This is a genomic window from Gardnerella sp. DNF00497B (genome assembly GCF_049262725.1).
Lineage (GTDB): Bacteria > Actinomycetota > Actinomycetes > Actinomycetales > Bifidobacteriaceae > Bifidobacterium > Bifidobacterium leopoldii.
The window spans coordinates 1,296,529-1,316,253 of sequence record NZ_CP058400.1 but is presented as its reverse complement, the minus strand read 5'-3'; the positions used below and the strand labels follow the sequence as shown (position 1 = coordinate 1,316,253).

Here is a 19,725-nt window from a genome sequence, read left to right as displayed (position 1 = left end):
GTGAAAACGTTAATCCAGGCCTTCAGGACGAAGGAGTTGAGGAACAAGATCCTCTTCGTCTTCGCTATGATAATTATTTATCGTATTGGTTCATTTATTCCGATTCCGGGTGTGGACTATAAAGTTGTGCATGCTTGCACTGTTAAATTAGCTTCATCGAGCGAGAACTTTATTGGGTTAGTTAACTTGTTCTCAGGTGGCTCGCTGTTGCAGCTTTCTATTTTTGCTTTGGGTGTTATGCCTTACATCACTGCTTCCATTGTGATTCAGCTTTTGCGCGTGGTTATTCCTCGCTTTGAAGCTCTTCATAAGGAAGGTCAGTCTGGAGAAACAAAGCTTACGCAGTACACGCGTTATCTAACTATTGGATTGGCAATTTTGCAATCTACTACGATTTTGGTAACAGCACGTACGGGTGCTTTGTTTAATTATCAGTGCGGAAATAATATTATTCCAGACGGAAGCATGTGGAGCCTTATTGTCATGGTTTTGATCATGACTGGCGGTACTGGTCTTATTATGTGGATGGCAGAACTCATCACCGATAAGGGTATCGGTCAAGGCATGTCTGTCTTAATCTTTATGTCTATTTGCTCTGGCTTCTTGCCAAAGCTTTGGGAAATTGGTTGGGGCACCAACGGTTCTAATGGCGATTGGAATAAGTTCGCTATTGTTGGTGGCGTTTTGATTGTTATCCTCATATTTGTTGACTTTGTTGAGCTTGCTCAACGTCGTATTCCTGTGCAGTATACGCGCCGCATGATTGGCCGAAAAATGTATGGTGGCTCTTCGACTTATTTGCCATTAAAGGTGAATATGAGTGGTGTTATCCCACCAATCTTTGCTTCGTCAATTCTTGCTGTTCCTACTCTTATTGCCCAGTTTGGAGATAAGAGCAAGGCTTGGGTGAATTGGATTGAAGCTAATTTGGCTAATTCCACTTCTGCTTGGTATATTGCGTTTTACACAGTAATGATTGTGTTCTTCTGCTTCTTCTACACAGAGATTACTTTTAATCCTGATGAGACTGCAGATAACATGAAAGAGTATGGTGGCTTCATACCAGGCATTCGCGCTGGTAGTGCTACAAGTCATTATCTTAGCTATGTTATGAACAGGTTGAATACTGTCGGTGCTATTTATTTGCTCTTTGTTGCATTGATTCCTACCGTTTTGATTATGGCTTTGCATTTGAATACAAAATTGCCATTCGGTGGTACAACAATTTTGATTATTGCTGGCGTTGGTTTGGATACGTTGCGTCAAGCAAAGGCTCAGACTGAACAATTCCAGTATGCTGGTTTCTTGTTCAAGCATGATGAGCAAAAGCAAGTATCTAAGTAACTACAGTTAGCGAGCCAAGGAGATGAATATGCGATTACTAATTATGGGTCCACAGGGCGTTGGAAAAGGCACTCAGGCCGCTTTGTTAAGTGAGCATTATGGCATTCCAGCGATTTCTACTGGTGATATTTTCCGCTATAACCTTAAGAATCATACTGAGCTTGGAAAACAGGTTCAGGGATATCTTGACAAGGGCGAGTTGGTTCCAGATGAGCTGACTAACAACATTGTTAAGGATCGTCTTGCTCAAGATGATGCAAAGAGTGGTTGGATTCTCGACGGTTATCCTCGCAACGCGTCTCAGGTTCAAGCTTTAGATCGTATGTTGGAAGAGCTTGGCACTCCTCTTGATCACGTTGTGGCTCTCGAGGCTGAGCGCGATGTTTTGCTCGAACGCATGCAAAAGCGTGCAGTGGAGCAAGGCCGTTCTGACGATACTCCAGAAGTAATTGCTAAGCGTTTGGAAACGTATGAGAAAGAAACAGCTCCATTGCTTGATATTTATGATAGCCGCGGTCAGTTGGTTGAAGTAGATGGCGTTGGAGATATTAAGGAAATCAATAATCGCATTGTTGAATCACTTAATTAAGTAGTGCGTTTTTAAATTTAAAAAGTAAGATGCGTTCTGTTCGACACGCCGAGTGTTGAATGGGACGCATTTACTGTATTATAGAAGATTGGCGTGTCTTCGGATGCGCAAAGTAGTATGCCCAAGGAACGGAACGAGGCTCATGGCAAAAGACGGTGTGATTGAAGTCGAAGGCACGGTAGTAGAAGCACTACCAAATGCGATGTTTCGCGTTCAGCTTGAGAATGAGCACATTGTTTTAGCTACGATCTCTGGTAAGATGCGTAAAAATTATATTCGCATTCTTCCTCAAGATCGTGTAGTGCTAGAGATGAGCCCTTACGATCTGAATCGTGGGCGTATTACGTACCGTTATAAGTAAGGTACAAGCAAAGGAAAACCATGAAGGTCAGCCCTAGCGTGAAGAGGATCTGCGAAAACTGCCGCGTGATCCGCCGTCACGGCCGCGTCATGGTGATCTGCATTAACCCACGTCATAAGCAGCGTCAGGGCTGAGCAGATTTCCATCGCGGAATACAAAGAATAAGGCGCTAAGTCACAGCAGAAGCTGAACCCTGGGTGCGCAGGCCCAGGCCGCATTTAATTTATATTAATGCGGAAGACTTGGTGCACGACCTGCGTAACAGTAAAGGAATTACAATGGCACGTCTTGCCGGAGTAGATATTCCCAATGAGAAGCGCATTGAGATTGCCCTCACCTACATTTTTGGTGTTGGTCGTACTCGCGCTAAGGAAACGCTTGCCGCGACCGGTGTTAATCCGGACACTCGCGTCAAGGATCTTACGGATGAACAGCTGATCACCTTGCGTGATTATCTTGAGGCCAATTACAAGATTGAAGGCGATTTGCGTCGTGAGATCGACGCTGACATCCGTCGTAAGATTCAGATCAACTGCTATCAAGGCCAGCGTCATCGCAAGGGTCTTCCTGTGCGTGGTCAGCGTACCAAGACTAATGCTCGTACTCGCAAGGGTCCGAAGCGTACTGTCGCCGGGAAGAAGAAGGCCACCCGATAGTAGTCGGTGGTCGGCTCTAGGCCACGGATATATTTCCATCGTCTAGACATACCAACTCATTCGTCATTAGGAAACGAGGGTCAATGGCAGCTGCAAAGCAAGCCTTGCGCAAGCCGCGTCGCCGGGACCGCAAGTCGGTGCCGGTTGGGCAGGCGCATATTAAATCAACATTCAATAACACGATTATCTCCATTACCGATCCATCCGGTGCAGTCCTTTCTTGGGCTTCCGGCGGTGATGTCGGCTTTAAGGGTTCCCGTAAGTCGACTCCTTACGCTGCAGGTATGGCTGCTGAGTCTGCCGCACGCAAGGCAATGGAGCATGGCCTCAAGAAGGTCGACGTGTTTGTTAAGGGTCCAGGTTCCGGTCGTGAAACCGCTATCCGTTCCCTCCAGTCCGCGGGTCTCGAAGTTGGTTCTATTACCGACGTTACCCCGCAAGCGCATAACGGCGTACGCCCACCAAAGCGTCGCCGCGTCTGAGCACTCTTACGAATCCATCCATCCAACCCGCTTATGGGCGGCGAGTGCACCACCGACCAGAAGCTGAAAGGATACCAAAGTGCTTATCGCACAGCGTCCGACACTTACCGAGGAATCACTGAATCCCCAGCGTTCTCGCTTTACTATTGAGCCGCTGGAACCAGGTTTTGGCTACACTCTCGGCAATTCGCTGCGTCGTACCTTGTTAAGCTCTATTCCAGGTGCTGCCGTTACTTCGGTTCGCATCTCTGGAGCTCTGCATGAGTTTACGACTCTGCCAGGTGTTGAAGAAGATGTCACTGAAATTCTGCTGAACATCAAGGGCATCGTGCTCACGAGTGAGTACGACGAGCCTGTAGTGATGTATTTGCGCAAGAATGGTAAAGGTGAAGCCACTGCTGGAGATATTACTCCTCCAGCCGGTGTTACTATTGCTAACCCTGACTTGCATATTGCTACACTCGCAGAAGATGGTGAACTTGAAATTGAGTTTACTGTTGAACGCGGTCGCGGCTACGTGCCAGCTCAGATGAACAAGCAGGAGAACAGCGAAATCGGCCGCATTCCTGTGGATTCGATCTACTCACCAGTTTTGAAGGTGAGCTATAAGGTCGAAGCTACCCGCGTGGAACAGCGCACGGACTTCGATAAGCTCATCCTGGATGTGGAAACCAAGCCAGCTATTACACCGCGTGATGCAGTTGCATCTGCAGGCTCGACTTTAGTTGAGCTTTTCGGTCTTTGCCGTGAGCTTAACGTTGATGCTGAAGGTGTTGAAGTTGGTCCAGCGCCAACTCATGATGAAGCTGATTCTCAGTTGGCTATACCGATTGAAGATATGAATTTTACTCAGCGTAGCTATAATTGCTTGAAACGTGAGGGTATTCATACAGTCGGCGAACTGGTAGTTCACACTGAGCAGGATTTGCTCGATATTCGTAATTTCGGCATGAAATCCATCGATGAAGTTAAAGAGAAGTTGCAGACAATGGGTCTGTCTTTGAAGGCTTCACCGATTGGCTTCGACGCCAATAATCTCGAAGGTGGCACTTTCTTCTCGCCTGAAGACGAGTAAGTTCCGCCTGCAATCGTCGTAACGTTCGGATGTTCGGGTTGATGCCCACCTGAGCGATGCGACAATAAGGAGTAATAATGCCTACACCGAAACAAGGCCCTCGTCTGGCTTCTAGCCCGGCTCATGAGCGCCTGATGCTGGCCAATATGGCGACCAGCCTCTTCCAGCACGGTCGTATCGTAACGACGTTGCCAAAGGCAAAGCGTCTTCGTCCGCTTGCTGAGCGTTTGATTTCATTCGCTAAGCGTGGCGATTTACATTCGCGTCGTCGTGTGTTGCGTGTAATTCGCAACAAGTCCGTGGTTCACGTGCTTTTCACTCAGATTGCTGAGCAGATGAAGCAGCGTGAAGGTGGTTACACCCGCATCGTGAAGATTGCTCCACGTCGTGGTGATACCGCTCCTCAGGCAATTATTGAGCTCGTGACTGAGCCAGTAAGCCCAAAGAAGGCTGTTGTGAAGGAAGCTGAAGCAGCTACTAAGGTTGCAGCTAAAGAAGAAGCTGCCGAGTAGTTTATATTCCAGCTTTACGCATCGGTAAAGTGAATCTTAAAGCAAGCGTTTAATCGCTTCTTAAAGAATTGCTAAGACGAGTCGAGGTTAGTTCCTCGGCTCGTTTTTTATTTGTATTATTATTAAGTTATGCCGAATATTATTGATTTGTTGCGCAACGATTTCTCTACCTTCGCTCAGCGCAAGTTTAATGCCGTGGATGCGCTGATTTTGTGCGAGCTATCTTATATAAATATGCCAACTTCCGTGCCAAAATATTGCGATAATCCAAAGAATATTTCGACTGTATCTATTAACGAATTGTTTAGAATAGAAGACTATTCGTCAATGTTTGCTTCTGGGGCTCCTAAAGTAGATAAATTCCGTAGGAAGCTGCTTCTTGCTGTCGCTTCCAGCCCTAGGTATAGGGGAATTCGCGTAGGGGAGTATCTTGAGAGGTTTGATGAATCAAATATTGACGAATCATTAGAACAGCAGTTTGCTGGAGTTACTTTTGATCTTAGCAATTGCGAGGGGATTGATAATCCTCATACTCTTGTTATTGCGTATCGTGGCACTGACAATACGCTTGTTGGGTGGAAAGAAGATTTCAACATGGCTTTCCGTTGCCCAGTGCCAGCGCAAGAATCTGCTGCTGAATATTTGACTTCTGTAGCGCAAAGATATAGCAAATGTTATTCTAATAAAAACTTCTTTAATAAACTTTTTGCGAACAAACTTTTTGCCCGCTTTTCAAAATCTTCCGTAGACTTGCAAAATAATAATTCAAATATTATTGTTGTCGGTCATTCAAAAGGTGGGAACATGGCTGCTTATGCGGCTATGCGCTTAGATGCTACAAGTCAAAAACTAGGTGACCTTGTATCAAAAATTTATTCTATGGACGGTCCTGGTTTTGCGTCTGATGTAGTGGATACAAGCGTTTTTGCGAATGTTTCAAGTCGTATTGAAAAAGTAGTTCCGCAGTCTGCTTTTATTGGACTGATTATGGATACTGGGGTGCCGTATAAAGTCACGACTGCCGATTCTATTGGCTTAATGCAACATTTTGGCATGTATTGGCAAGTTAAGAATGGCGATTTTGATTACTGCGATTGCGTAACGCCGCGCGCGCTGGCAGTTTCTAAGGCAGCGAACGAGTGGATGATGAATTTGCCGTTTGAAGAGCGCAAGCGCAGGATTGACGCTGTTTATAAGATTTTTAGTAATTTGGGTTACCCAACTTTTGATGAAATGTCTTTGCATTGGTCGGAAGTTGTTCCTAAATTATTGAAGGTTGCGATGCATATGGATTCAAAGACTCATGAGCTGATTCGTAGTGTTATGAGCGCTTTTGCGCTTGTGGGCGGTTCGGATAAGAAAAGCTAGTGTAAAGTCTGTTTGGAAAGGTTTTTAAATGCGACTTCGCTTGGATTTGGCTTATGACGGCGGCGGATTTTATGGTTGGGCTAAGCAGCCTACTTTGCGCACTGTTCAAGGTGATATTGAAGCAGCATTGCATATGGTTTTGCGCGTCCCGGAAAATGATCCTACTGAATCGTTGCGTCTTACTGTTGCTGGTCGTACGGATACTGGCGTTCATGCATCTCATCAAGTGTGTCATTTAGATATTTCAGATGAAACATTGCAGCGTTGCATAGGGCATACTGGTTTAGATGGTGTTAGTGCGTTGGAGTATAGGCTGAGGCATGTGCTTCCGCAGGATATTGTTATACACAAGGTTAGTGTTGCGCCTTATGGCTTTGATGCTAGATTTTCTGCGCTAGAGCGCACATATGTGTATCGTATTGCTGATGGGTATTGCAAAGCTAAATATGATCCTCGTATGCGCGGCTTTGTTTTGCGTTTTGATTCAGAGCTTGATATTGATGCTATGAATCAGGCTGCGCGTCTTATGGTTGGTTTGCATGATTTTGGCTCATTTGCTAAGCCGAATCCTGGCGGAACTACTATTCGCGAAGTTAAGCAGGCTCGATGGCACAGAGTTGGGTCAAAGGATGCGCAGAATAGTACTGGATTTGTTCTTCCTATTGAACAAAGTTTGCTTGAATTTACTATTGTCGCTGATGCTTTTGCGCACAATATGGTGCGTTCTCTTGTGCAAGCTTGTGTGCAAATTGGTTGCGGAAAACGTTCTGTTGATTGGTTTGAGGAAAAGATTAATGTTCCTCTTCGTGAAGGCTCGACGGGTCCAATTGATCCTCATGGATTGACATTGGAATATGTAGCTTATCCTCCTGATGAGGAGCTTGCTTCTCGCGCTGAAAAAATTCGCGCTCGCCGTGATTCGTCTGAGTTATAACGTTTCAACGCACCATGGATTTTATATTCGCGGCATGGTTTACAATTGAAAAGTTGCGTTTGTGCGCGCTTGCAGTGCGACAAATTGCAAGTGGATGAATGTCCGAGCGGTCTAAGGAGCACGCCTCGAAAGCGTGTGAGGGTAAACTCCTCCGCGAGTTCGAATCTCGCTTCATCCGCGAATTAACCAAGCCTAAAGCATGTAAATTGCTTTAGGCTTTTTTAATTCGCCGAGCTTGCGTCAATAAAGACGCAGGCAGGGCAGACTAGTGTATTTCCGCGCAAGCTCAGCAGCAAGCGCGTAATCCGCGCGAACTTTCTCTCGTGTTTGGAGCGTTTTGTTTTGGAAATTGCTCCAAACGTGCGCAACTTATCTCGCGTTTGAAGTCAAGTCCTGTTTTGTGTGTAAAGGGGAATGCCGTATAGGCTAAAAGCACTAAGTTTAAGTTTTACTTCAAAATAAGTTTTGCATCAGTAGGATACCCAAGCTCATAAGCTCTTAACAGTCTAGATGTGATTAATTGCACAATTGCATTTTTAAGAGTTTGTTGGGCGCGCATTACAGAATCGTTATCATCGCTTTTTGCAGTAACGTTATTCTCGGATGCATTATTATTTTTTGACGTAATCGTTATTATTTGATTAAAAGCAGCTAGTTCTTCTCTAGCGCAATCCATGTAAGCTATAGCGGTAATCGGCAGATCTTTTCCGTTTACTGAATCATGTGTTTTTCCGCTTTCTAACGTCTCTTGAGGAATATCGTAAACTTTTTTGCGCAAGTCTGTTCCTTCTCCTGCAGCTCGCATAAGAGTTTGAGCATTTGTCGACGCCATATCGCTGTATTCCAATGCAATATTTTGCTCTTTTCGCGCTGCTAGTGTCTGTAAAATAAAAGCAAGTTTGTCTTCAGCTTCTGCAGCTTGAGCCAAGGGCTGATGTGTCCATTTGAAGTTTTTGTAATGATTTATTACTTCGATAAGATTCGCGTATGAATCGTGCTCCATTTGTTGCGCTGTTGTAGTTTTTGTATTTTCTGAGCTTTCGTTTCCGCTTTTATTGCTTACATTATTTGAATTTTCGTCACTATTTTTCTTTGAAAGCATTTCCCATTGAGCTTGCGTGCTGTATACAATGCTTTCGCTTAATCTTCCTGGGCATTGCTGAGCGACAGTTTTCCAATATTTCGCTGCGGTTTCAAAATCTTTAAGGGATGTGTTATTCTGGTTCTTTTTGATTTCGCGCTGCCTTTTTTGCGCAAGCCTGTATGCTTTAGCACATGCATTTTCTGGAGCTGCTGTGTGAACTGTATGCTCGACATGAATGTTTTGCAATGTTCCGCAAGCGGTTAAGAGTGGAGATATTAAAACGCATATAAGAAGCACGAGTGCTCTGGCAATACTGCGTTTTACTTGTTTGTGCATATCATTTAACAAAACATAAAGTGTCTGCATAATCTACTAAAATAGCCACTGACTGTGACCAATATCGATTTATTAATTTGGTATTTGTTCTAAGTCTGTAACAATTAAAGCTAACTGTTGTTAGAAGAAAAAATAAGTGTGCTCTAATAGTTACAATTAATAATCATAAATTAATGCGTTATAACGAGAGGACGTGCGCGATGGAATTGGATTTGGCGGGAATGCATCAGCTTGCGGCACAGCAGGGGATTAATGCCGAGGAGCTGGACGAGGCGCTCGCCGAGGCCTTGCGTCTTGCGTATATGAAAACCGCTCATCCTGCAAAGCATGTGCGAGTTGAATTGGACGAACGTGCAGGTTCGTTCACTGTGTGGGCTAGGGATGAAATTCCTGGTAAACCTACTGAAGATAACCCGTATCCAGCTCCAACGCTGGGAGAGGAGTATGACGATACTCCGCGTGATTTTGGTCGTTTAGCTGCTGCGACGGCTCGTCAAGTTATTAGTCAAATTTTCCGTAAAGCTGAAGATGATCGCGTATTTGGTGCGTTTTCTGGTCAAAAAGGCAAACTTATCAACGGCATCATTCAACAAGACGCAAAAGATAACACTAACATCCACGTTGCTGTTGGAGATGTTGAAGCTATTTTGCCGCGTCGCGAGCAGGTTCCAGGTGAACGTTACCGCCATGGTGAGCGTATTCGCGTATATGTCGTAAATGTTGCGCGTGGTCTGCGTGGTCCAGAAATTGTTGTTTCACGTTCACATCCTGAATTAGTTCGTCGTCTTTTTGAGCGAGAAGTGCCGGAACTTGTTTCTGGAGCAGTTTCTATTATGTCGATTGCGCGCGAAGCCGGTGCTCGCACAAAGATTGCTGTTAGAGCTAATACTGAAGGTGTGAATCCAAAGGGTGCTTTAATTGGTCCTGGCGGTTCACGCGTGCGTGCTGTAATGGAAAACTTGGGTCAAGAGAAGATTGATATTGTCGATTGGTCATCTGATCCAGCAAAGTTTGTTGCTGCTGCTCTTTCGCCTGCTACTGCTACACAAGTGCAAGTAGTGAGTGAAAAGAATCAAACTGCAGTTGCTTTTATTCATGATGCTCAGCTTTCTCTTGCTATTGGTAAAGAAGGTCAGAACGCTCGTTTGGCTGCAAAGTTGACTGGTTGGAAGATTGGTATTGAGTCTGCGGAAGAGCATGCTAAGAAGGTTGCTGCAGCTCAAGCACAAAATGCTCAGCCTGCTTCAGTTGATTTGAATAATAACGCATCTGCTGCTGAATAGATTGTTAATTGAGAAGTGCTAAATATTTTTTAGATTGATATTTCCGCAATGTTTAGCACTTCTTGATTGTTTATTTTGCTAGTGGTGTGCAAATAAAGTAGTCTCTCGTGTGGCATTTAGCGACACTCGAGCCAATCCAACGTTTCGAGTATGCTAAAAGCTGGAATCTGGGCGAAAGGCAATCGCCATCGTCCGGCGGGAGACGAGGTATAAGATCATGGTCGCACGATGATATATCGCACGATAATAAATAATAAGCTCGCAATAATGTAAAGTGGTCGCGTGTACTAGCGCTGCCACAGACAGAGGAGAACACTGAGTGGTTAAAAAGCGCGTGTATGAACTGGCCAAAGAATTTGGTGTAGACAGTAAAACCGTGTTGGAGCGTTTGAAGAGCATGGGCGAATTTGTTAAGTCTGCTTCTTCAACAGTTGAGGCTCCAGTAGTCCGTCGTTTGCAAACAGCGTTAGCATCTGACGGAAATAAGTCCGAAAAGGCATCTAGTGCAAGTAAGCCTGCTGCGCCAAAAGCTAAGCCTCAAGCTAAGCCGCAGGCTAAACCTCAAGCTAAAGATTCGTCACACAGTGATTCTGTAGCTGGCTCTTCTGCTAACCAGCCTGTGCATAACACAGCTTCTCATTTTGCTCCAAAGCCGGGTGCAAATCATACTCGTTCAAACAATACTTCGCGTTCTAATGCGTCTGCCGGCGAAAATAGAAAAAATGATCGCCGCAATGATAATCGTGGCGAATCGCGACAGCAAGCTCAAGGTCAATCTCACTCAGATCGTTCACAGATGCCTCCTCGCCCTCGTCCGCACCAGAATGCACAAGGTGCAGGTGCATCTGCTCCACGTCCTGGTAATAATCCGTTTAGCCGTAAGCAAGGTATGCGTGCTCCTACACCTGGAGATATTCCACGTCCTCATCCGATGTCTCGTCCTGGCGCTGAAAATGGCCGCGGTGGTCGTCCGGGTCAAGGTGGCTCTGGAGCTCAAGGTTCGCGTGGTGAACGTGCAGAACGCGGTGGTCGCTCACGTGGCGGTCGCTCTGGTCAAGGTGGCGCACGCTCATCGCAGTGGTCGGGTCAGCGTCGCGGTCAAGGTGGCGCAGGTGCAGGCTCCGGTTCATCTTCTCGCCCATCTGCAGAATCTCGTTTTGCGTCTCAAGGAGCTAGTTTCCAGGCTGCTGCAGCGGGCGCACCTAATGGTGGTCCATCGCGTAGTGGCGGTCGCGGTCGTGCAGGAGCTGCAGGCGCATTCGGTCGTCAAGGTGGTAAATCTTCTAAGGCTCGTAAGAATCGCTTAGCGAAACGTCGTGAATACGAAGAGCTTAAAGCACCAGTGATTGGCGGTGTGCGTATTCCTTCTGGTAACGGCGCTACGATTCGCTTGCGTCAAGGCGCAACTCTTTCTGATTTGGCAGAAAAGATCGATGTAAATCCAGCAGCTTTGGTAACTGTTCTCTTCCACTTGGGTGAGATGGCAACAGCTACACAATCTTTGGATGAGTCGACATTCCAAATTTTGGGTGAAGAAATTGGCTGGAATATCAGCATTGTTTCTGCTGAAGAAGAAGATAAAGAGCTTTTGCAGCAGTTTGACATCGATTTGGACGAAGAAGAGCTGCAAGAAGATGACGATTTGCAGTCTCGTCCGCCTGTAGTAACAGTTATGGGTCACGTCGATCACGGTAAAACTCGCTTGCTTGATACCATTCGTAAGTCGAATGTTATCGATCGCGAAGCAGGTGGCATTACTCAGCGCATCGGTGCTTATCAAGTAACTGTAAATCTTGAAGGAAAGCCTCGTAAGATTACGTTCCTCGATACTCCAGGCCACGAAGCGTTTACTGCTATGCGTGCTCGCGGTGCTGAGCTTACAGACGTTGCAATTCTTGTTGTTGCAGCAGACGACGGCGTGATGCCTCAGACTGTTGAAGCTATTAACCACGCTCAAGCTGCTCATGTGCCAATTGTTGTGGCTGTGAACAAGATTGATGTTGAAGGTGCTAACCCAGATAAGGTTCGCGGTCAGCTTACAGAATACGGTTTAGTTGCTGAAGATTACGGTGGAGACACCATGTTTGTGGATATTTCTGCAAAGCAGGGCACGAACGTCGATAAGCTTCTTGAAGCTGTGTTGTTGACTGCTGACGCTGAGCTTGATCCTAAAGCAAATCCAAATATGGATGCTCGCGGTGCAACTATCGAAGCTCGACTCGATAAGGGTCGTGGTGCTGTTGCTACTGTTCTTGTGCAGCAAGGTACTCTTCACGTCGGTGATTCTATTGTTGCTGGCACTTCTTATGGTCGTGTGCGCGCTATGCTCGACGAGAACGGCAAGCATTTGCAGGATGCGGCTCCTTCCACTCCTGTTCAGGTGCTTGGTTTGACTTCTGTTCCAACCGCTGGCGACTTGTTCTTGGTTACTTCGGACGACCGTTCTGCTCGTCAAATTGCTGAAAAGCGCGCAGCTACAGAGCGTGCAGCTCAGCTTGCTAAGCGCCGCAAGGTTGTGTCTCTTGAAAGCCTTAAGGAACAGTTCGCTAAGTCTGAAGTTGACATGCTGAACATCGTTATTAAGGGCGATTCTTCTGGTTCTGTTGAAGCTTTGGAAGATTCCTTGATGAAGATTGAGGTCTCTGAGGAAGTTGGCATCCAGGTTATTCACCGCGGTGTTGGTGCAATTACTCAGAATGATGTGAACTTGGCAACTGTCGATAAGGCTGTGATTATTGGCTTCAACGTGCGTCCAAACCGTCAGGTTGCTGATTTGGCTGAGCGCGAAGGCGTGGAGGTTAAGTACTACTCGGTTATTTACAAGGCAATCGAAGATATCGAAGCTGCTTTGAAGGGTATGCTTAAGCCAGAATTTGAAGAGGTTGTCACTTCTCACTCTGAGATTCGCGAAATCTTCCGTTCTTCCAAGTTCGGCAATATTGCTGGTGTTATGGTTCAAGATGGCGAAGTCAAGCGCGGTACGAAGTGCCGTATTTTGCGCGACGGCGTTGCTACAGTCAACGACTTGGAGATTTCCAGCTTGCGTAGGTTTAAGGATGACGTGCAATCCGTTAGCGAAGGTTACGAAGCTGGTATTAATCTCGGCAGCTTTAATGACATTGAGCTTGGCGATATAATCGAAACCTTTGAAATGAAGCAGATTGAGCGCAAGTAATTATGGCAGGAACGAATCCTAGAGCTGCACGTATTGCAGCATTAATTCAGCGCGTAATCGCTTCCAATATGGAATCGCATTTGCATGATAAGCGTTTGGCGAGTGTGACTATTACGGAAGTGCGTGTTACGAACGATTTGCAAATTGCAAAGGTTTACTGGACTCAACTTGGTCACGAAGGCAAAGAGCAGGGCGAGCGTCAGCGTGCAGCACAAGCTTTGCAGCAGGCTCACGGTCGACTGCGCTCTTTGGTCGGTGCAAAAGCTGGATTGCGTTTGACTCCTCAATTGCAATTCATTTATGACGAAGTGCCGTCTGAAGCGCACGAAATTGAGGATATTCTTGTTGCAGCTCGTCATCGTGATGAAGAATTAGCTAAGTTGCGTGAAAATGCTAAGTATGCTGGCGATGTCGATCCGTATAAGAAGCCGCGCGAAGTTGAAGAATCTGACGATGATTTCGATGACGACGACGATTTTGACGACGACGATGACTTTGAAGAGGGCGACTTTGAAGACATGTCTGAATCGTCTGACAACAATTAAATCTCAAAGCAAACTCAATGTGAATCGTATAGTAGCTAGATTTAACTTATGTGCATACCAGATTCAGGATTACTGCTTGTAGATAAGCCGCAAGGTGTTACAAGTCACGATATTGTTGCATGCGCTCGTCATTTGTTGCATACAAAGCGAGTTGGGCACGCAGGAACGCTTGATCCTATGGCAACAGGATTGCTAATCATAGGTTTTGGCAATGCAACGCGACTTTTAAATTACATGTTGGGGCACAATAAAACCTATGAAGCAGTAATCCGCTTAGGAGAAGCAACTACTACTGATGATGCAGAAGGTGAAATTCTTCCGAATGACGCATTAAATATAGGTCCGGGGGTTCACGTTGCTAATAAAGACATGTCTTTTGAAAAGTCACTGTCTTTTGAGCGAATTAAGCAAGTTGTTAGCGAAAATTTAGTAGGCAAAATTATGCAAGCTCCTACTGCTTTTTCTGCTATTAAAATTAATGGTCAACGCGCTTATGATTTAGCGCGCGAAGGAAAATCAGTAGAGATTGCTCCTAGAGAGATATTTGTTAGTGATTTTTCAGTGAGCAATCCTCGAATTACTAGGGGAGTGAGTGGGAAACTCGTATGCGATATATCTGCAAAAGTTTCTTGCAGTAGTGGAACATATATTCGCGCTTTAGCTCGTGATTTAGGTCGCTTACTAGGAGTTGGTGGACATCTTACTCAGCTTCGTCGCACTAGCGTTGGTGATTTTTCGGTTACTGATTCGCGAGTTCTTAAACTTCGCTCGCAAATGCGAGAATTTACTGATCGCAATGGAGTATTGCAGCATCGCTCAAAAGCAGTTCCTAGTGACGATTTTGACGCAAATAATATGCTTCCTAAAATTTGCTTAAATATGATGGATGCAGCTTCGCATTCGCTTCCAACTTTAAGCATTGATGAGAATCAAGCTAAAGACTTACGTTTTGGGCGCTGGATTGAGCTTAAATCTGGCATAAATTACGAAAATTATCCTGCAATAGCGTACGTTTCAAACGCAAATACTGAGGAATGTGACGTTGTTGCAGTAGTTGAATTGACAAAAAATATAAAAAGTAATCAAATCAAACCAATTGTGGTATTTCCGGCAAGCGAGAAGACTGGTAAACTAGATAAGTATTTAAAATAACGAATTGCGTATTTTGCGTAGTTTGCTTGAGTAATGCTTGAACGCGGATAGTAAGGATATCATGAAGGTCATCGACATTCGACCAGATGCCAACGGCATGATTAATTGGCCAACGTTAAGTGCAGAGCGTAAAGCGGTTGTTACCATTGGCGTATTCGACGGTATGCACAAAGGTCATCGCGAGGTTATTCGTCGTACTGTGGATCTTGCGCATCGTCATGGAGCGTTTTCAGTAGTGATTATGTTTGATCCGCGTCCAAGCGTAGTGCATGCTAATCCTGATTTATACGATGATTTTGGCGACGTTAATTCTAAACTTCCGGACGATCCGGATGCTCTTACAAGCGTGCGTCAACGTTTGCGCGTGATGTCACAGTTGGATGTTGATCATGTTGTGATTGTGCGCTACAGCCTTGCTTTTGCTGCAAAATCGTACCGTTTCTTCTTAGGTCAGCTCGTTGGAAAGCTTGGTATGCGAGCATTAGTTCTTGGCTCTGATGCTGCGCTTGGTGCTCGTCGTGCTGGTGATATCAAAGCAATTCGTGAGTTGTCTCAAGCAACTGGAGTTTTTGAGCTTATTGAAGTAGAGGATTTGGGTCCAGATGACGTTCGCGTGCCTGATCCTATTGTTCGTGAAATTCCACAGGAGCCTGGAGATCCTAAAGATCCTTCTGAGGGCATGAATAAAGCTGAATATCGTGCTTGGAGTAAGAGCATGCCAAATAAGAAAGTGCGTGCTTGGAGTTCTACAAATGTGCGCTGGATGTTGGCTACTGGTCGAGTCAAAGAAGCGCGTGAAATTTTGGATCAGCCGCATCGCGTTGAAGGAACAGTAGTTCATGGAGACGAGCGTGGGCGCGAGATTGGATTCCCAACAGTAAATCTTGGCGAAAAAATTGAAGGCTATGTGCCAGTTGATGGCGTGTATGCAGGTTGGGTTGTTGATTTAGATGCTGACAATAAGAACGATGTCAGACCATCGAAAAATGCTGTTCCAGATGTGAGTGTTTTGCGTCGTGATGAGCTTCATTTAGGCGTTCATTCTCCGTGGCGTTGGCCTGCTGCGATTTCTATTGGAACTAAGCCAACATTTAATAAAGATGGCGAAGAAGATGCAGAGCGCACTGTTGAAGCTTACGGATTGTTCGACGATTGGAAAGACTTGTACGGGCATCGCGTTTGCATTGAGTTTGCTAGTTTCTTGCGTCCGCAACAGGCTTTTGATTCAGTTGACGCGCTAAAAGATATGCTCAAAGCTAATGTTGAGCAAGTGCGCGAGATTACAGATGCTGAAGCTGAAGTCTGATTTTGATATTTGCGCTTAGTGGTTTTTAGTTGCGATTATTTTTGCTAGCTGCGTTTAGCTTATAGTCCAAGTGCTTTTAACGCTTCTCGCACTGTATTAACTTCAATAACTTCTAATCCTGGAATACTAACGCTTTTCCGCATATGGCAAACTATTGCGCGCTTATATCCTATTCGCGCAGCCTCACGCAATCGCGGCTCTATTCTTGGCACTGGGCGAACTTGACCAGTTAAGCTCATCTCGCCAATTGCGCAAGTTTTAGGAGTTACTGCTTTCCCGGCAGCAGCACTAGCTAAAGCTGCTACGATTGCCAAGTCGCAAGACGGCTCCTTTGCCAACGCTCCTGCAATAGTAGATACGTACAAATCTTTTGCAAGCAAATTAACGCGTCCGTGACGATACAAAACTGCTGTAAGCATTGCAAGACGGTTAGAATCAACACCAGAAACTGCACGGCGAGGAGTGGGCAGAGCCGATTGTGTTACAAGTGCTTGTATTTCAATCGGCAGGCTTCTGTGTCCTTCAAGTGTAAAAGTGACGCAAGTTCCGTCGTTTGTGCCATCTTGCGCATTTTTACCTTGATTATTGTTTTCTGTAGAAGACAAAAACAGTCCGGAAGGATCCGGCACTTCCTCAATTCCTTCACCGCTCATATCGAAGCAGCCAACTTCGTCTGTAGGTCCAAAGCGATTCTTTACAGCTCTTAGCATGCGTAGCGCTGTTTGTGTATCGCCCTCAAATTGACATACTGTGTCTACTAAATGTTCAAGCGTACGCGGCCCTGCTATTGAACCATCTTTTGTAACGTGCCCAACTAAAAGTATCGGAATATTGTTAGCTTTAGCAACGTCGATAAGTGCGCTCGCAACTTCTCTAACTTGTGTAGAACCGCCTGTAATACCATCTACTTCTTGTGCGGAAATCGTTTGTGCAGAATCGACAATAGCAAGCGTAGGGTGATGTGTTTCAATAAGATCTAGTACAGTGTCAAGATCGCCTGTTGTTGCAAGTAATAAATAATCGTTTACAGCGTTAATTCTAGACGCGCGCAATTTAACTTGTGCTGCTGATTCCTCGCCGGAAATATACAATACAGGGGGAGTGTTGCTTTCTTTTGATTGTTTAGATACGTAAGCTGCAGTTTTTAGAAGTAGTGTTGATTTTCCGATACCTGGCTCTCCTGCTATAAGAGTTACGGAGCCTGGCACAAGTCCTCCGCCTAATACGCGATCGAATTCGCTAAAACCAGTGTGAATGCGCATTGCGTCGTCTGCTTGAATTTCATTAATTGGTTGCGCAGATGTTGCTGAATCGAGAGTTGAATGTGCGATATTGCGATTAGAAGTAGTTATGCCATCCGGTGAATAGGTGCGCGATGCTGTTGTTGCGCGTGATGCACGTGTTGTACGAGATAATCCGCTAACTCGCGCCTCTCTAAACTCGTTCACTGTGCCCCATTCGCCACATTCAGGGCAGCGACCGTACCATTTTGAGCCGCTCCAACCGCATTCGGAGCATAAATAGTGAAGAGTAGATTTACTAGCCATATCTCGACGCTATACGCTTTATTAGACAATCATATTTTGTATTTGTTTTTGATTGTAAAGCGCTTTTGCGTACTAAAAGCGTCATCGCGATGTGACATAATGCAAGTATGTCGAAATCGAATGCTTCAAGTATGAATGCTTCAAAGATGGGTGCGTTGAATATGAATTCCTCAAGTGTCAATAATTCATCACACAGCAAATTATTAGTTGTGTTGACTTCAGCTGCAGTAATTGTGGTTTTGGCTCTAATTTCAGCATTTATGTGGCCAGGTTGGGCATTGAATCACGAAAATGTTGCGAGCAAAAATCATATGGTAATGCCTAAAACGCCTTCTATACCATCGAAACCTTTGCCAGCATCTTCTACGGCATTGCTTAAGGCTATGCCTGATAGCGTACTTGATTTCGCTCGTGTTGACGCTATACCTAGTGCAACTTGGACTGAATCGTCGCCTTTGGAGGAATATTCTGTTAAGTACTCAACTGGTCAGCCAGATGGGGAAGTGTCTGTAACTGTTGCTCAATGGTCGAATCGCGATTCTGCGAACAAGCAGTATGAAGCGTTAGTTGATGGACTTAAGGGTTCTGATATCGCAAGTGGAAAAATTCAAGTTTCTGGTAAGACTTCCGGTAGCTATGTGTTGCGAAATGATGAAAATGATAAATCACAGGCTAGTGCATTGTGGCAGAACGATACCGCTGTTTTTGAAGTGAACGGCGCAAAGCAAGCAGTAGAGCGTTTTTATCACAGATTCCCAATGTAAATGTTGTAAAAAATGATGTTCTTTGTAATATCACTCCACAAAGTCGTTAAAACGGTGTAACATTAGGCAAGTTGCACACTTTACATAGGAATGGAGGCTTCAGATGGGTTCTGTCATCAAGAAGCGCCGCAAGCGGATGAGCAAGAAGAAGCACCGCAAACTGCTGCGTAAGACTCGTCACCAGCGCAAGTAATTTTCTTACTATGCGTTGATGCGTGTCTGAACGTTTAGGCACGTAAGACTTTTTTGAAGCGTCGGTTTTTCTCCGGCGCTTTTTTATATACAAAAAAATAGAGCCCGCGTTTACGGACTCTACTTTCGTTTTGTTTAGTTGCGCTTAGTTTCGTTACTTATTTGGGTTTGTAAGCGTGCGAGGACCGTTTGGATCGCCAACAATCACCGTGTCAACCATATTCAAGAACAAGCCGTGTTCCACAACGCCAACAGTTTCAATCAAATCTTTCGCCAACTCCTGTGGATGCTCAATGCGCTCCATATGCAAATCAACCACGAAGTTGTTCTCGTCGGTGCGCACTTCCTTGCCGTCAGCATCAAGACGCAAAACTGGCTTATATCCGCGCTTTTCGAACTTACGAATCACCTGAGCAGATCCAAACGGAATCACCTCAACAGGAAGTGGGAACTTGCCAATCGTGTCGACTACTTTGCTTGCGTCAACAATCCACACAATGCGGTCGGAATTAATAGCCACAATCTTTTCCCAAAGAAGAGCTGCGCCGCCGCCTTTAATTCCGTTGAAATTCTTGTCAACCTCATCAGAACCATCGATTGTAACGTCAATGTGATCCACTTCGTTAATGTCGAGAATCTTAATGCCGTAGCCCTCTGCCTGCTCTTGTGTGCGACGAGAAGTGGTGACTCCTGTGAAGCTCAAGCCTTCTTCCTTAACTCTGCGGCCAAGCTCGTCAACTAAGAAACGCACTGTAGAGCCGGTGCCAAGACCAACCATCATTCCATTCTTTACAATCTTTGCGGCTTCAATGCCTGCTGCTTTTTTAAGCGCATCTTGTTGTGCTTTATCCATTATCCCTGCTTTCTTGTTTTTGTTATTCCCGAGTTCGCCGATGAACTTCCATCGCTATTTGCGGGAGAGGCTTTGTGTTTTTATGCGTGCCTCATTTTCGTACATTTCCATATTAACCTTTGCCAAGATTTTTAGGGCTATGTGCATCTTAGTTGCGTCGTCATTCA

The 19,725-nt window shown here is 45.3% G+C and carries 19 protein-coding genes, 1 tRNA gene and 2 pseudogenes; 19 read left to right on the top strand and 3 right to left on the bottom strand.

What is annotated here, in order from left to right:
* The 11 genes from secY (at position 1) to HXT26_RS05010 (ending at position 7,499) form a co-directional block, all read left to right on the top strand.
* The gene (gene secY, locus HXT26_RS05060) at positions 1 to 1,344 is read left to right on the top strand and encodes a preprotein translocase subunit SecY (protein ID WP_004574086.1); all 1,344 of its coding nucleotides are present in this window, start codon (positions 1 to 3) and stop codon (positions 1,342 to 1,344) included.
* A 28-nt stretch (positions 1,345 to 1,372) separates the two neighbouring features.
* Entirely contained in the window at positions 1,373 to 1,933 is a 561-nt protein-coding gene (locus tag HXT26_RS05055) for an adenylate kinase (RefSeq protein WP_004574085.1), read from the top strand.
* A gap of 142 nt (positions 1,934 to 2,075) precedes the next feature.
* Positions 2,076 to 2,294, top strand: a complete 219-nt coding sequence (gene infA / locus HXT26_RS05050) for a translation initiation factor IF-1 (RefSeq protein ID WP_004105485.1) — start codon at positions 2,076 to 2,078, stop codon at positions 2,292 to 2,294.
* A 20-nt stretch (positions 2,295 to 2,314) separates the two neighbouring features.
* Positions 2,315 to 2,428, top strand: a complete 114-nt coding sequence (gene rpmJ / locus HXT26_RS05045; protein WP_003842636.1) for a 50S ribosomal protein L36 — start codon at positions 2,315 to 2,317, stop codon at positions 2,426 to 2,428.
* A gap of 144 nt (positions 2,429 to 2,572) precedes the next feature.
* Positions 2,573 to 2,950 carry a 30S ribosomal protein S13 gene (gene rpsM, locus HXT26_RS05040; protein WP_004105472.1) on the top strand — a complete coding sequence of 126 codons (378 nt, stop codon included), beginning with the start codon at positions 2,573 to 2,575 and terminating at the stop codon, positions 2,948 to 2,950.
* A gap of 83 nt (positions 2,951 to 3,033) precedes the next feature.
* Positions 3,034 to 3,432 (top strand): 30S ribosomal protein S11, encoded by a 399-nt coding sequence (gene rpsK / locus HXT26_RS05035; protein WP_422111962.1) that lies wholly within the window; start codon positions 3,034 to 3,036, stop codon positions 3,430 to 3,432.
* A gap of 79 nt (positions 3,433 to 3,511) precedes the next feature.
* On the top strand, positions 3,512 to 4,507 hold the full coding sequence (locus HXT26_RS05030) for a DNA-directed RNA polymerase subunit alpha (RefSeq protein WP_004105465.1): 996 nt from the start codon (positions 3,512 to 3,514) through the stop codon (positions 4,505 to 4,507).
* Between the two features lie 77 nt (positions 4,508 to 4,584).
* Entirely contained in the window at positions 4,585 to 5,019 is a 435-nt protein-coding gene (rplQ, locus tag HXT26_RS05025) for a 50S ribosomal protein L17 (protein WP_004129014.1), read from the top strand.
* 129 nt (positions 5,020 to 5,148) lie between these two features.
* Complete coding sequence (locus HXT26_RS05020; protein WP_117008583.1) at positions 5,149 to 6,387, top strand: Mbeg1-like protein; 1,239 nt, start codon at positions 5,149 to 5,151, stop codon at positions 6,385 to 6,387.
* Positions 6,388 to 6,415: 28 nt separating this feature from the next.
* Positions 6,416 to 7,321, top strand: coding sequence for a tRNA pseudouridine(38-40) synthase TruA (truA, locus tag HXT26_RS05015; RefSeq protein ID WP_004574082.1), 906 nt, complete (start codon positions 6,416 to 6,418; stop codon positions 7,319 to 7,321).
* Positions 7,322 to 7,413: 92 nt separating this feature from the next.
* A tRNA-Ser gene (locus HXT26_RS05010) sits at positions 7,414 to 7,499 on the top strand.
* Between the two features lie 270 nt (positions 7,500 to 7,769).
* Here HXT26_RS05010 and HXT26_RS05005 read toward each other — a convergent pair.
* Entirely contained in the window at positions 7,770 to 8,771 is a 1,002-nt protein-coding gene (locus HXT26_RS05005) for a hypothetical protein (protein WP_004105452.1), read from the bottom strand.
* Positions 8,772 to 8,941: 170 nt separating this feature from the next.
* Here HXT26_RS05005 and nusA point away from each other — a divergent pair, with 170 nt between their 5' ends.
* The 6 genes and pseudogenes from nusA to ribF all read left to right on the top strand — a co-directional run bounded on the left by nusA (position 8,942) and on the right by ribF (position 16,202).
* Positions 8,942 to 10,024, top strand: coding sequence for a transcription termination factor NusA (nusA, locus tag HXT26_RS05000; protein WP_004105450.1), 1,083 nt, complete (start codon positions 8,942 to 8,944; stop codon positions 10,022 to 10,024).
* Positions 10,025 to 10,343: 319 nt separating this feature from the next.
* Positions 10,344 to 10,491, top strand: a pseudogene (locus HXT26_RS04995) (translation initiation factor IF-2 N-terminal domain-containing protein); the annotation flags it as partial.
* A gap of 176 nt (positions 10,492 to 10,667) precedes the next feature.
* Positions 10,668 to 13,199 (top strand): annotated as a pseudogene (infB, locus tag HXT26_RS04990) (translation initiation factor IF-2); the annotation flags it as partial.
* Between the two features lie 2 nt (positions 13,200 to 13,201).
* Complete coding sequence (rbfA, locus tag HXT26_RS04985; protein ID WP_004105446.1) at positions 13,202 to 13,744, top strand: 30S ribosome-binding factor RbfA; 543 nt, start codon at positions 13,202 to 13,204, stop codon at positions 13,742 to 13,744.
* Positions 13,745 to 13,792: 48 nt separating this feature from the next.
* A complete protein-coding gene (gene truB / locus HXT26_RS04980; RefSeq protein ID WP_004105445.1) occupies positions 13,793 to 14,896 on the top strand; it encodes a tRNA pseudouridine(55) synthase TruB in 1,104 nt (367 codons plus the stop codon).
* 61 nt (positions 14,897 to 14,957) lie between these two features.
* On the top strand, positions 14,958 to 16,202 hold the full coding sequence (gene ribF / locus HXT26_RS04975; RefSeq protein WP_174191490.1) for a riboflavin kinase: 1,245 nt from the start codon (positions 14,958 to 14,960) through the stop codon (positions 16,200 to 16,202).
* A 59-nt stretch (positions 16,203 to 16,261) separates the two neighbouring features.
* On the opposite strand, the gene radA is transcribed toward ribF, so the two are convergent.
* Positions 16,262 to 17,749, bottom strand: coding sequence for a DNA repair protein RadA (gene radA / locus HXT26_RS04970; RefSeq protein WP_116442593.1), 1,488 nt, complete (start codon positions 17,747 to 17,749; stop codon positions 16,262 to 16,264).
* A gap of 107 nt (positions 17,750 to 17,856) precedes the next feature.
* Between radA and HXT26_RS04965 the strand changes: the two genes are divergently transcribed.
* The gene (locus tag HXT26_RS04965; protein ID WP_004109607.1) at positions 17,857 to 18,513 is read left to right on the top strand and encodes a hypothetical protein; all 657 of its coding nucleotides are present in this window, start codon (positions 17,857 to 17,859) and stop codon (positions 18,511 to 18,513) included.
* A gap of 103 nt (positions 18,514 to 18,616) precedes the next feature.
* Positions 18,617 to 18,706 carry a 30S ribosomal protein bS22 gene (locus HXT26_RS04960; RefSeq protein ID WP_004268639.1) on the top strand — a complete coding sequence of 30 codons (90 nt, stop codon included), beginning with the start codon at positions 18,617 to 18,619 and terminating at the stop codon, positions 18,704 to 18,706.
* A 153-nt stretch (positions 18,707 to 18,859) separates the two neighbouring features.
* On the opposite strand, the gene rpiA is transcribed toward HXT26_RS04960, so the two are convergent.
* A complete protein-coding gene (rpiA, locus tag HXT26_RS04955; RefSeq protein WP_004105437.1) occupies positions 18,860 to 19,558 on the bottom strand; it encodes a ribose-5-phosphate isomerase RpiA in 699 nt (232 codons plus the stop codon).
* Positions 19,559 to 19,725: the final 167 nt, after the last annotated feature.